General features: G+C 64.7%; 10 protein-coding genes and 1 pseudogene. All 11 read right to left on the reverse strand.

All coding sequences use genetic code 11. The features are described 5' to 3' along the window. Positions 1–65: 65 nt before the first annotated feature. Positions 66–1,610 carry a Do family serine endopeptidase gene (locus SE91_RS22805; RefSeq protein WP_061849204.1) on the reverse strand — a complete coding sequence of 515 codons (1,545 nt, stop codon included), beginning with the start codon at positions 1,608–1,610 and terminating at the stop codon, positions 66–68. Positions 1,611–1,879: 269 nt separating this feature from the next. After that, positions 1,880–2,092, reverse strand: coding sequence for a hypothetical protein (locus SE91_RS22810; protein WP_008551558.1), 213 nt, complete (start codon positions 2,090–2,092; stop codon positions 1,880–1,882). A gap of 183 nt (positions 2,093–2,275) precedes the next feature. Further along, positions 2,276–4,132: a putative bifunctional diguanylate cyclase/phosphodiesterase gene (locus tag SE91_RS22815; protein ID WP_061849205.1), complete on the reverse strand. Its 1,857-nt coding sequence runs from the start codon at positions 4,130–4,132 to the stop codon at positions 2,276–2,278. Between the two features lie 264 nt (positions 4,133–4,396). Further along, positions 4,397–5,134 carry a ribulose-phosphate 3-epimerase gene (rpe, locus tag SE91_RS22820; RefSeq protein ID WP_061849206.1) on the reverse strand — a complete coding sequence of 246 codons (738 nt, stop codon included), beginning with the start codon at positions 5,132–5,134 and terminating at the stop codon, positions 4,397–4,399. Beyond that, positions 5,131–6,060, reverse strand: coding sequence for a CbbX protein (gene cbbX / locus SE91_RS22825; RefSeq protein ID WP_061851258.1), 930 nt, complete (start codon positions 6,058–6,060; stop codon positions 5,131–5,133). Before cbbX ends, rpe begins: the two co-directional genes overlap by 4 nt. A 97-nt stretch (positions 6,061–6,157) precedes the next feature. Continuing rightward, complete coding sequence (locus SE91_RS22830) at positions 6,158–6,565, reverse strand: ribulose bisphosphate carboxylase small subunit (RefSeq protein WP_008566800.1); 408 nt, start codon at positions 6,563–6,565, stop codon at positions 6,158–6,160. A 12-nt stretch (positions 6,566–6,577) separates the two neighbouring features. Further along, positions 6,578–8,038, reverse strand: a complete 1,461-nt coding sequence (locus SE91_RS22835; protein ID WP_061849207.1) for a form I ribulose bisphosphate carboxylase large subunit — start codon at positions 8,036–8,038, stop codon at positions 6,578–6,580. 38 nt (positions 8,039–8,076) lie between these two features. Continuing rightward, positions 8,077–9,159 carry a class II fructose-bisphosphate aldolase gene (fba, locus tag SE91_RS22840; protein ID WP_060735311.1) on the reverse strand — a complete coding sequence of 361 codons (1,083 nt, stop codon included), beginning with the start codon at positions 9,157–9,159 and terminating at the stop codon, positions 8,077–8,079. A 22-nt stretch (positions 9,160–9,181) separates the two neighbouring features. Further along, positions 9,182–11,200, reverse strand: coding sequence for a transketolase (gene tkt, locus SE91_RS22845; protein ID WP_061851259.1), 2,019 nt, complete (start codon positions 11,198–11,200; stop codon positions 9,182–9,184). Between the two features lie 28 nt (positions 11,201–11,228). Then, the gene (locus tag SE91_RS22850; RefSeq protein WP_061849208.1) at positions 11,229–12,104 is read right to left on the reverse strand and encodes a phosphoribulokinase; all 876 of its coding nucleotides are present in this window, start codon (positions 12,102–12,104) and stop codon (positions 11,229–11,231) included. A gap of 12 nt (positions 12,105–12,116) precedes the next feature. Next, a pseudogene (locus SE91_RS22855) lies at positions 12,117–12,546 on the reverse strand (class 1 fructose-bisphosphatase); the annotation flags it as partial.

Genomic DNA, 12,546 nt, shown 5'->3' on the forward strand with positions numbered 1-12,546 from the left:
GATCGCACACAGGAAAGGCGGCCCGAGGGCCGCCTTTTTGTATGAGTACCGATGAAGCTGCGTCTCTACGCGAGTGGGACCGCGACGAACCGGGTCGCATCCGCGCTTTTGACCTGCAACAGCACGCTGCGCTTGCCGGACGATTTGGCCTGAGCCAGCTCCGAACGAACCTCGCCGACATTGCTGACGGCCTTGCCGCCGACATTGAGGATGACGTCGCCTGTCTGGATGCCTCGCTGCGCCGCCGGCCCTTCCGGATCGACCTCGGTGACGACGACGCCCTTCTGTCCGGCGCCCTGAACCTCGCCGGCCGGCGCCAGACCGAGCCCGAGACGCGGCGTGCCGGTGTCAGGCTGCACCTTGTCGCTATCCCGACCTTTTCCCTGAGCCTGCCGTTCGTTCGACAGCTCGCCGAGCGCCAGCGTCACCGTCTTGCTCTCGCCCTTGTGGATGACGTCGAGCTTGACCGAGCTGCCGGGCGCCAGCGTGGCGATGGTGCGGGCGAGATCGCGGGAATCCTTGATCGCGGTGCCGTTGACCGCGGTGATGACGTCGCCCGCCTCGATACCCGCCTTCGCCGCCGGACTGTCGGCTTGCGGATTGTCGACGATCGCGCCGCGTGCCTCCTTCAGGCCGAGGCTGTCGGCGATATCGGACGTCACGGGCTGCACCTGCACGCCAAGCCAGCCGCGGGTGACCGCCCCCTTGTCCTTCAGCTGCGCCACCACGAGTTTCGCGGTCGTAGCCGGAATGTCGAAGCCGATGCCGACCGAACCGCCGGAGGGCGAGAAGATCGCGGTATTCACACCGATCACGTTGCCGTTCATGTCGAAGGCCGGACCGCCGGAATTGCCCTTGTTGATCGGCGCGTCGATCTGGATGAAGTCGTCATAGGGACCATTGCCGATGTCGCGGCCGCTGGCCGAGACGATACCTGCGGTCACGGTGCCGCCGAGGCCGAAGGGATTGCCGACGGCGACGACCCAATCGCCGATGCGCGGCTTCTGGTCGGAGAATTTGACGAACGGAAAATCCTTCTTGCCGTCGACCTTGATCAGCGCGAGATCGGTCTTCGGATCGGTGCCGACGACCTTGGCCTTGTAGGTGGTGCCGTCGTCCATGGTCACCTGCACGGATTCGGCGTGATCGACCACGTGGTTGTTGGTGACGGCATAGCCATCGGCGGAGATGAAGAAGCCCGAGCCTTCACCCGTGATCATCTGGTGGCGCTGGCGCGGCATGCCGTTCATGCCCCCCGGGAAGCGGAAGCCGAACTGGCGGGAGAACTGGTCGAACGGCGAGTCCTCGTCCGAATCCATCCGGTTCTGTTGCAGCATCGCGCTCTTGTCGTTGTCCCGGTCGATCCTGACCCGCACCGAGATGACGGCGGGTTTGACCCTGGCCACGAGATCGCCGAAGCCCGGCGGCGTCCCAGCCGTCTCGGCGGCCTGGGCCGGCGCGACGAAGGAGGTCACGCCGAATGGCGAGGTGCCGGGCGCGGCCGCGAGCACGGCCACGCCTAGCGCGGCCACGGTGCCGAGCAGCGCCAGCCGGCGCGGCCTCAAGATCTTGCGGGTTGTGGGAATGTCGGAATTGACGCGATCGTTCATGTCGAAATGTCCATGTTGAGCAGTGTCGCCTTGCACGCAACATGGGCGTTGGCACCTTACGGCGTCCCGTCCCCGCGATTAAATCTTGGCAAAGAATTGAAGGCGGGGCGCGGCGACGAAACTTGCCGCGGCATTCGACGCGGCTCGACGCGGATCCTTCATGCAGTGAAGTCAGCCGTCTCGCTGCCCGCGCGCCAGCCCGCGACGCCCCGTTCCAGGCCCGCTACCAGAGATCGTGATGCCATTGAGCCGAGCCGGTCCGACGCGCGTTACGCCGCGGCCGGCCTTTCCCATGCCTCGGCGTCAGCGGCGCTCTCGTCGCCTTGTGCATTGCACGCGTCGAAATGCGCCTTGAGCTCGACTTCCGCGAGATATTCGAAATGTTCGGCCTGGCCGAGGAGCTCCCAGTTCTGGAGCGGGCGATAGGCCGCTTGCTGACGACAGAGGGACGCCAGCGCGCGGTAGCGACGTACGTTCTCCATGAGACCCTCCCTCGCATTCACGGGGCTTATTGCTCAGATTTGCGTCAGGCCGATGGCGGCCATGCAAAAGTTTTGCTGCGCGCCGCACGCCCGAACTCCGTCGATTCCAGGAAGTGCCGGGACAAGCCAAAGTTCCAGGCGACGGCTCTCTCGCTTCCAAATTCCCGCCGCTGCCTGCCCGACCTAAGCGGAGAGGCGGCGCTCGATGGTCACGCCGACGAGGTCGAGATAGCGCTCGATCAGATCCGGCCGGCCGACCAGATGGCCCTGCATTTCCTCGCAGGCCTCGCGCGTCAGGAAGGCACGCTGCGCCTCCGTCTCCACACCTTCGGCAATGACGGGGATATTCAAGGCGCGCGCGAGGCTCAGGACTGCACGAACGATCTCGCCCGATTGCGGCGTCGCTTCGAGATTGGAGATGAAGCTGCGATCGATCTTGATCTTGTCGAACGGGAACGACTGGAGATAGGACAGCGAAGAATAGCCGGTGCCGAAATCGTCCATCGCGATGCGGATGCCCAGCGCCTTGAGCCGTCGCAGCAGATCAAGTGCGCCGTTGAAATCACCGATCAGCACGCCCTCGGTGATCTCGACCTCGAGCCGCGTCGGCGCGAGCCCCGTTTCCAGCAGGATCCGTTGGATCGACCCTTCGAGATCGCCGGCCTGGAATTGGACCGGAGAGAGATTAACCGCGACCTGCAACGGTCTTTGCCATGATGCCGCCTCGCGGCACGCTTCGCGCAGGATCCACTCGCCGATCTGGATGATCAACCCGTTTTCCTCGGCGAGCGGAATGAACTGGTCGGGCGGCACGAAGCCGCGCGTCGGGTGGTTCCAGCGCAGCAGCGCCTCGAAGCCGATAACCTCGCCCTCGATCCGCGCCTGCGGCTGGAAGTAGACGAGGAGCTCGTTCTGCTCCAGCGCCCGCCGCAGATCGTGCAGCAACAGCCGGCGGTCGCGCAGCTCCTGGTCCATCTCGGATTCGAAGAACCGGACCCTGCCCCTGCCCTCGCGCTTGGCGCGATAGAGCGCGGAGTCGGCGTTGGCAAGCAGCGTGGCGGCATTGACGCCGTCATCCGGATAGAACGCGATCCCGACGCTGAGGCCGACATGGGAGAGATAGTCGTCGACCTCGAGCTCGTTGCCGATGGTCTCGACCAGTCGTTCGGCAAGGGCCAGCACGTTCTCGCGGCTGACATTATCGGGCATCAGGATCATGAATTCGTCACCGCCGATGCGCGCGACGAAAGCGCCGTCGGCTTCGGCGGCAAGGCGATCGGCCGCCGCCCGCATCAGCATGTCGCCGACGGGGTGGCCGAATACGTCGTTGACCTCCTTGAAGCGGTCGAGGTCGAGGCTGAGCACGGCAAAGCTGGTCGATGCCTCCTGCGCCCGCTCCAATCGTTCCTCCAGCGCGGCGTTGAAGGCGCTGCGGTTCGGCAGGTCGGTCAGCACGTCATGATGCGCGAGATGGCTGATCCGCGCCTGGCTCGCGATCCGTTCGGTGACGTCCTCGATGACGCCGACCAGATATTGCGGCTCCCCGTCGCTATCCTTGATCAGCATCTTGCGTGAATTGACGACACGGCCGCGGCCTTTGACGCCCACTTCGAGCAGATGCTCCTCGAGGAACATCGGCATGCCGCTGGCAACCACGCGTCGATCCTGCTCATTGACCACGCGGGCGACGTCGGCCGGGAAAATCTCTTCGGGTGTCCGGCCCAGCATCTGTTCGCGCGGCATGCCGTAATAGTCTTCCCCGGCGCGGTTGAGCAGGATGTAGCGCGAACTCTTCGCGCATTTCGCGAAGACGGCGATCGGAACGTTTTCGACGATGGTATCGAGGAATTCCTGAGTCCGCAGCAGATCTCGCTCGACCACACCCTGCGTGTGCGCGCGTGCCTCGATCATCCGCTGGCGGTCGCGATCGCTCGCCTCATAGACAGCGCTGACGAGCTCACCCAGCCTGACGACGTCGACCTGTCCGGCCGCGTCCGTGGCGCAGCGAAGCTGCTCGGCAAACAAGCGATGCATGCTCATGGCATCGTCTCGCGCAGCGTGCAGGCCTCATGCCCGCCAATGTACTGGATCCGCATCCCCACGCTCTCTCGCGTTCCTGGACCACAGACTGCGACGCACAGCCTTGCGCGAGGGTTAACCGAATCTTCGTGCCCGACCCGTTGGTTACTCACGCCTGAAGGCCTATTGATTTTTCCGCGCTAACTCTCGTAGACCCCCGGAGAAAGTGCCACGCCTTGGGACAACCGGCGCGTCGATCTATAGATCGCTTGCGCCTGCCGTAGTCTACCGGATACGACCTCCCTCGCTGAGGCGCATCCGCTGTGCAGAACTGTCCTGCAACTTCGGAACTCGGCCGGCCTCGGCAGCGGTGCGAATGGCCGCGATATTGGCCGCATATTCGGCGGCGTTCTTGTCGCGAAATACCGCGGAACCCGCCACGAGCGTGTCGGCGCCCGCTGAGGCTACAGCAGCGGCATTGTCGCGCGTAACACCGCCATCGACTTCGAGCCGGATCGGCCGGGCGCCGATCATGCTTTTGATCCGCGCGATCTTCTCCAGCTGGGACTCGAGGAAGGATTGGCCGCCGAAGCCGGGATTGACGGTCATCACCAGCACGAGATCGAGACGATCGAGCACATATTCGATGGCGCTTTCCGGCGTTGCGGGACACAAGCTCACGCCGGCCTTCTTGCCGAGCGTGCGGATCGCCTGGAGCGAGCGATCAAGATGCGGGCCGGCTTCGGCATGCACGGTGATGACATCAGCCCCGGCCTTCGCGAAAGCTTCGAGATAGGGATCGGCCGGCGCGATCATCAGATGCACGTCGAATATCTTCTTCGTCCGCGGGCGGATCGCCTTGATGACGTCGGCACCGAAGCTGATGTTCGGCACGAAGTGCCCGTCCATGACGTCGCAATGGATCCAGTCGGCCCCGGCCGCATCGATCGCCGCGACTTCTTCGCCAAGGCGCGCGAAATCCGCGGCCAGGATCGAGGGCGCGATGAGAATCTCTTTCGTCATGGCTTTGAACTCCGCACGTCGGCGCCGCCGCTGAAGACACGGCTCGCCAGGACGTCCATGGGATCGATGGTCTCGAGGTCGGCGATGTCGAGCATGCGGTCAAGATCGGACACCAGGCGGTCGGCCTGCCGCAGGCGGATGCGGTCGACCGCGTTACGGATCGAGCGGGCGTTAGAGAAGAACGGCTGGGTCCGCCGCAGCGCGATGTACTTCTCGAACGCCTCGCGAGCCGCTGCCGAGAAGCGATAGCCCCGCTCCTTCAGCATCAGCTCGGCAATGACGAGCAGCTCGGCTTCGGCATAGTCCGGGAATTCGATGTGGTGCGCGATGCGCGACCGGAAGCCGGGATTGGAGGCGAAGAAGCTCGTCATGCGCTCGCCATAGCCGGCGAGTATCACGACCAGATCCTCGCGCTGGTTCTCCATCACTTGGAGCAGGATCTCGATCGCCTCCTGGCCATAGTCACGCTCGTTGTCGGGGCGATGGAGATAATAGGCCTCATCGATGAACAGCACCCCGCCCATCGCCTTCTTCAATATCTCCTTGGTCTTCGGCGCGGTGTGGCCGATATATTGACCGACTAGGTCGTCACGCGTCACCGAGATGACCTGCCCGCGCCGCACGAAGCCAAGGCCGTGCAGGATTTTTGCCATGCGCAACGCGACAGTCGTCTTGCCGGTGCCGGGATTGCCGGTGAACGACATGTGCAGCGTCGGCGGCGCAGCGGCGAGGCCTGCTCGCTGGCGAATGCGCTCGATCAGCAGCAGCGATGCGATCTGGCGCACGCGGCTCTTGACCGGCTTCAGTCCGATCAGCTCCTGCTCGAGTTGTTGCAGCGTGGCGGTGATCCCGGCCGCCTCGGCCTCCTTGCGGAGATCGAAATTGGTCTCGCCATGTTCGGTCGTCGAGTGAGGAACATCGAGCATCGGCACCTCGAAGAAAAGGGCTTCGCCGCGGGGAGCGGCGAAGCAGTGGTCCGCCAAGGATACGGAGCAGGGAGTGCTCCGCGCGGAGGAGAACGATTCAGGTTGAGGCGTACGCGACCGGCTTGCGCACGGTGGTGTAACGGATGGCGCGGCCGCCCACCTCCTGCCGCACCAGCTCGAACTCAGCTTCCTGAGGCGGGCGGTTGACGAGGAAGGAGATGCGCACGGACTCCCAGCCATGGCTGGAATCGAAGCCGCTGATGCGGATGTAGCGGTCGCCGTACACTCTGCGGCATTCGGCGAGCTCCATCATCACGCCGGCGGCATCCTGGAGATCGAACATTGGCAGGCCCCACATCTCCCAATAGGTGTTGCGGGGATGCGGATCGTCGGTGAACTCGATGTTCACCGCCCAGCCATTGGCGAGGCAATACTGCACCTGCTTGGTGATCTGGTCGTCGGTCAGGTCGGGCAGGAACGAAAAGCAGCCCTGGGTCAGTTTCATGGTCAAAGCTCCTCAGACGGTTTCCAGCGCCGTCGGCACGAAGTCCGGCGTGTCGGTGGATTGATAATTGAAGGTGACGTCCTTCCAGACATCGAGCGCAGACTTCAGCGGCGTGCAGGTCTGGGCGGCCTTGGCCAGGATCTCCGGGCCCTCGTGGACGTAGTCGCGGCCCTCGTTGCGGGCGAGGATCATCGCTTCCAGCGCGACGCGGTTGGCGATGGCGCCGGCCGCGATTCCCATGGGATGGCCGATGGTGCCACCGCCGAATTGTAGCACGACGTCCTCACCCAGGAGATCGAGCAGCTGATGCATCTGGCCGGCATGGATGCCGCCCGAGGCGACCGGCATCATCTTGTTCAGGCTCGCCCAGGACTGGTCGAAGAAAATGCCGTGCTCGAGCCTGGTCGGGTTGAACTCCTCGCGACAGACGTCGTAATAGCCGCGCGTGGTGTTGGGGTCGCCTTCGAGCTTGCCGACCACGGTGCCGGCATGGATGTGGTCGACACCGGCGAGCCGCATCCATTTGGCGATGACGCGGAACGACACGCCGTGGCTCTTCTGCCGCGTGTAGGTCGAGTGGCCTGCGCGATGTAGATGCAGGATCATGTCGTTTCGTCGCGCCCACTTCGCCATCGACTGGATCGCGGTGTAGCCGATCACGAGGTCGATCATGACGATGACGGAGCCGAGCTCCTTGGCGAACTCCGCGCGCTCGTACATGTCCTCCATCGTTCCCGCGGTGACGTTGAGGTAAGTGCCCTTCACCTCACCGGAGGCTGCCTGCGCGCGATTCACCGCCTCCATGCAGTAGAGGAAACGGTCGCGCCAATGCATGAAGGGCTGCGAGTTGATGTTCTCGTCATCCTTGGTGAAGTCGAGCCCGCCCTTCAGCGCCTCGTAGACCACGCGGCCGTAGTTGCGCCCGGAGAGTCCGAGCTTCGGTTTCACCGTTGCGCCCAGCAGCGGCCGGCCGAACTTGTCGAGGCGCTCGCGCTCGACCACGATGCCGGTCGCCGGCCCCTGGAACGTCTTCACATAGGCGACCGGGAAGCGCATGTCCTCCAGCCGCAGCGCCTTGAGCGGCTTGAAGCCGAACACGTTTCCGATGATGGAAGCCGACAGATTGGCGATCGAGCCCGGCTCAAACAGGTCGAGATCATAGGCGATGTAGGCGAAATACGAGCCCGGCGTGCCCGGCACCGGATCGACGCGGTAGCACTTGGCGCGATATTTCTCCGCGGCGGTCAGGCGATCGGTCCACACCACGGTCCAGGTCGCGGTCGAGGATTCACCGGCCACCGCAGCCGACGCTTCGATCGGATCGACACCTTCCTGCGGCGTGACGCGGAACAGCGCGATGACGTCCGTGTCCTTTGGCGTGTAATCGGGCTCCCAATAGCCCATGCGCTTGTATTCCATCACGCCGGAGCGATAGCGCTCTTTGCCGCGGACCGTGCCTGCATGTGCGTTCATGTCTCTCTCCTGCTCTTTTCTCTGCTCTTTCCGATTGGTTAGGCGGCAACGGGCTCGCGGGTGATGCGAGGGTCCAATTCTCCCGCCCGATAGCGCCGCGCCATCTCGCTCAAGGGAACGACCTTGATCTTGCTGGCGTGGCCTGCCGTGCCGAATTGCTCGAAGCGCTCGCGGCAAAGCTCGCGCATCGCGTCCATCGCCGGCTTGAGGAATTTGCGCGGATCGAACTCCGAGCGTGTTTGCGCTGCGACCTTACGGAACACGGCCGTCATCGCGAGGCGGCAGTCGGTGTCGATATTGACCTTGCGTACGCCGCTCTTGATGCCGCGAACGATCTCCTCGACCGGCACGCCCCAGGTTTGCGGCATCTCGCCGCCGAATTCGTTGAACATATCCTGAAGCGGCTGCGGCACCGAAGACGAGCCGTGCATCACCAGATGCGTGTTCGGCAGCCGGCGGTGGATCTCCTCGACCACGCGCATCGCCAGGATATCGCCGTCGGGCTTGCGGCTGAACTTGTAGGCGCCGTGCGAGGTGCCCATCGCGATTGCGAGCGCATCGACCTTCGTCGCGCGGACGAAATCGACAGCCTGATCCGGATCGGTCAGCAGCTGGTCGTGGCTGACCTTGCCCTCGACACCGTGACCATCCTCTTGCTCGCCACCGCCATGCTCGAGCGAGCCAAGCACGCCGAGCTCGCCTTCGACGGAGGCGCCGACCCAATGGGCGAGATCGACGACGCGGCGGGTGATGGCGACGTTGTAGCCGTAATCGGCCGCGGTCTTTGCGTCGGCCTTCAGCGAGCCGTCCATCATCACCGATGTGAAGCCATGGGCGATGGCGGAGGCGCAAGTCGCCTCGTCATTGCCGTGGTCCTGGTGCATGCAGAGGGGGATGTCGGGATAGGTCCGCTCCAGCGCGTCGATCATGTGCGAGAGCATGAGATCTCCGGCATAACTGCGCGCGCCGCGCGAGGCCTGCATGATGACGGGCGCGTCGACCTCGGCTGCCGCCTGCATGATCGCGATGCCCTGCTCCATATTGTTGATGTTGAACGCCGGCACCGCGTAACCGTGGCTGGCCGCGTGATCGAGCAGTTGGCGAAGGGTGATACGAGCCACGATTGATCCTCCTTGTTGTCCCTTATTGTCCCTTGCGGGCGACCGCCCGGCGGGCCGCTTCCGCAACGCTTTGCGGCGTGATGCCGAATTCACGGTACAGCACGGGCGCCGGCGCCGAGGCACCGAAGCCGCGCATGCCGACGAACTCACCATCGGCACCGATCCAACGTGCCCAATCACCCTGCACGGCCGCCTCGATCCCGACACGCGGCGCGGTGCCGAGCACCGTGGCGCGGTAATCCTCCGGCTGCTCCTCGAACAGAGCAAAGCAAGGTGCGGACACCACCGCCGCACGGATATGCTCGGTCGCGAGCAGGCGGGCCGCTTCCAGCGCGATGGAGACTTCCGAGCCCGTAGCCATCAGCGTCACGTCGCGTCCGCCATCCGGCGAGACGATGAGATAGGCACCACGGGCGACCCGGTTTCTGCCGCGCGCATCGCTGCGGAACGTCGGAAGCGCCTGGCGCGAGAGGCAGAGCACGGACGGGCGGTTCTCGGAGCTGAGTGCGCAGTCCCAGGCCTCCAGCGTCTCCACGGCGTCAGCCGGCCGGAACACGAGCAGATCAGGAATCACCCGCAGCGCGGCGAGATGCTCGACCGGCTGGTGCGTGGGGCCGTCCTCGCCGAGACCGATGGAATCGTGGGTCATGACGTGGATGACGCGCAGCCGCATCAGCGCCGCAAGGCGGATGGCGGGCCGGCTGTAATCCGAGAACGCGAGGAATGTGCCGCCATAGGGGATGAAGCCGCCATGCAGCGCAAGACCGTTCATCGCGGCGGCCATGCCGTGCTCGCGAATGCCGTAGTGGATGTAGTCGCCGGCGAACGCGACGCTCTTGACCGGAGCCTGCGCCTTGGCGTGCGTGAGGTTCGAATGGGTCAGGTCGGCGGAGCCACCGACCAGGCCCGGGATGGTCATGGCGATGCCGTCGAGCACCTGCTGCGAGGCCTGGCGCGTTGCGATCTTCGGACGTTCGCTGGCGAAGCGCTCGCGCAGCTTCGCCGCAGCCAGCGCATAGCCGCCCGGCAAGGCGACGGCCCTGCCCTCGACGAACAGATCGCGCTGCTCCGGCGTCGCGCTTTCGTAACGATCGAGCCAGGCGAGTCGATCGACCTGCCCGCGCTGTCCGATCATCCGCCACGCCTTCTGGATCGTGACAGGCACCACGAAGGGCTGATAATCCCAACCCAGCGTCCGGCGCGCCGCCGCGGTCTGCTCGGTGCCGAGCGGTGCGCCATGCGCCTTCTCGGTGCCCTGCCGGTCCGGCGCGCCGTAGCCGATGATGGTGCGACAGGCGATCAGCGATGGCTTTGCGGTTTCGCGCTCTTCGGCGATCGCCTGCGCGACCGCTTCGGGATCGTGGCCGTCGACACTGCGCACCGACCAGCCGGATGCGGCGAAGCGCGCGAGCTGGTCATCCGACGTCGCCAGCGAGGTCGGCCCGTCGATGGAGATGCCGTTGTCGTCGAACAGCACGATCAACCGGCCGAGCTGGAGATGACCGGCAAGCGAGATCGCCTCCTGGCTGATGCCTTCCATCAGGCAGCCATCGCCGGCGATCACATAGGTGAAGTGATCGACGAGGCCGTCGCCGTGCCGCGCATTGGCCATGCGCTCGGCCAGCGCCATCCCGACGGCCGTGGCAATCCCCTGACCGAGCGGACCGGTCGTGGTCTCGACGCCGGGTGTATGGCCATATTCGGGATGGCCCGGCGTCTTCGAGCCCCACCGCCGAAAGGCCTTGATATCATCCAGGCTGACATCGCCGCCGGTCAGATGCAACAATGCATAGAGCAGCATCGAGCCATGGCCGGCCGACAGCACGAAGCGGTCACGGTCGGGCCAGTTCGGATGCGCCGAGTCGAATTTGAGGAAGCGCGAGAACAGCACGGTGGCGACGTCGGCCATGCCCATGGGCAGGCCGGGATGCCCGGACTGCGAGGTCTCGATGGCGTCGACCGCGAGGAAGCGGACGGCATTGGCGAGATCGGTGTGGCTGACGGCATAGAGGTCGGCTTCGGCATGAACCGAGATGTTCATCAGATCCTCCAATTGTTGGTCTTGCGGATCACTTCAGGCTCCGCTTGCGCTCGATCAGCTGCATGATCAGCGGCGTCAGGATCAGCTGCATCGCGAGGTCGAGCTTGGCGCCGGGGCAGACGATGGAATTCGCGCGCGACATCCAGCTCTGCGGCAGCATCGAGAGCAGATAAGGGAAGTCGATGCCGCGCGGATTCTTGAAGCGGATCACGACCATCGATTCATCAGGCGTCGGGATCCAGCGCGCGATGAACGGATTGGAGGTGTCCACCGTCGGCACGCGCTGGAAGTTGATGTCGGTCTCGGTGAATTGCGGGCAGATGTAGTGAATGTAATCCGGCATCCGCCGCAGGATGGTGTCGGTGACCGCCTCGGTCGAATAGCCGCGGGCGCTGCGGTCGCGGTGCAGCTTCTGGATCCATTCGAGATTGATCACGGGCACGACGCCGATCTTGAGGTCGGCATAGCGCGCGACGTTGACCTTGTCGGTGACGACGGCGCCGTGCAGACCTTCGTAGAACAGCAGGTCGGAGCTCTCCGGCAGCTTTTCCCAATCGGTGAAGGTACCGGGAGGCGCGCCATGCAACGCCGATTCCTCCGCGTCATGAACGTAGTGACGCGTCACCGCCGTGCCGGTCTCGCCATAGTCGCGGAACGCGCGCTCCAGCTCCTCGAACAAATTGGTCTCGGGACTGAAATGGCTGAAATGCTTGTTGCCGCGGTCGGCCTCCTTAGCCATCTGCGCGCGCATCTCAGCGCGGTCGTATCGATGGAAGGCGTCGCCCTCGATGTAGGCGGCGTTGACCTTCTCGCGGAAGAAGATCTGCTCGAACGTCTTCTTGACCGAGGTGGTGCCGGCGCCGGAGGAGCCGGTGATGGAGATGATCGGATGCTTCCTGGACATGCGTCACCTCGCTCAGAGCCGGAAGAATCCGCGCCGCGCGAATAGCGGCGCAGAGACGCTGGCGACCAGCAGCGGATCGCAATGCAATTCCTCGACGCGCCGCACCTCGTTGATCGAGCCCATGATCAGCGGCACGCGCTGGTGCAGGCTTTGCGCCGACAGTTCGAGGATGCGCTCGCGCCCGGTCGAGGCGGAGCCGCCGGCCTGCTCGATGATGTAGGCCATCGGATGCGCCTCGTAGACGAGGCGCAGGCGGCCGTCGCCGTAACCGGAACGTGCGTCCGAGGGGTAGAGGAACACGCCGCCGCGCGTGAGGATGCGATAGGCCTCCGCGACCAGCGAGCCGATCCAGCGCATGTTGAAATCGTGGTTGGCGGGCCCTTCGACACCGGCGAGGCATTCGTCGATGAAGGCACGCACCGGCTGCTCCCAGTGCCGACGG

Source organism: Bradyrhizobium sp. DOA1, assembly GCF_001593325.1.
Classification (GTDB): domain Bacteria; phylum Pseudomonadota; class Alphaproteobacteria; order Rhizobiales; family Xanthobacteraceae; genus Bradyrhizobium.

Excerpts from the sequence above, each read along its gene's own strand:
- SE91_RS22810 (WP_008551558.1), bottom strand. The coding sequence starts at position 2,092 with ATGGAGAACGTACGTCGCTACCGCGCGCTGGCGTCCCTCTGTCGTCAG.
- SE91_RS22805 (WP_061849204.1), bottom strand. The coding sequence starts at position 1,610 with ATGAACGATCGCGTCAATTCCGACATTCCCACAACCCGCAAGATCTTG.
- SE91_RS22850 (WP_061849208.1), bottom strand. The coding sequence starts at position 12,104 with ATGTCCAGGAAGCATCCGATCATCTCCATCACCGGCTCCTCCGGCGCC.
- tkt (WP_061851259.1), bottom strand. The coding sequence starts at position 11,200 with ATGAACATCTCGGTTCATGCCGAAGCCGACCTCTATGCCGTCAGCCAC.
- SE91_RS22835 (WP_061849207.1), bottom strand. The coding sequence starts at position 8,038 with ATGAACGCACATGCAGGCACGGTCCGCGGCAAAGAGCGCTATCGCTCC.
- SE91_RS22830 (WP_008566800.1), bottom strand. The coding sequence starts at position 6,565 with ATGAAACTGACCCAGGGCTGCTTTTCGTTCCTGCCCGACCTGACCGAC.
- cbbX (WP_061851258.1), bottom strand. The coding sequence starts at position 6,060 with ATGCTCGATGTTCCTCACTCGACGACCGAACATGGCGAGACCAATTTC.
- SE91_RS22815 (WP_061849205.1), bottom strand. The coding sequence starts at position 4,132 with ATGAGCATGCATCGCTTGTTTGCCGAGCAGCTTCGCTGCGCCACGGAC.
- rpe (WP_061849206.1), bottom strand. The coding sequence starts at position 5,134 with ATGACGAAAGAGATTCTCATCGCGCCCTCGATCCTGGCCGCGGATTTC.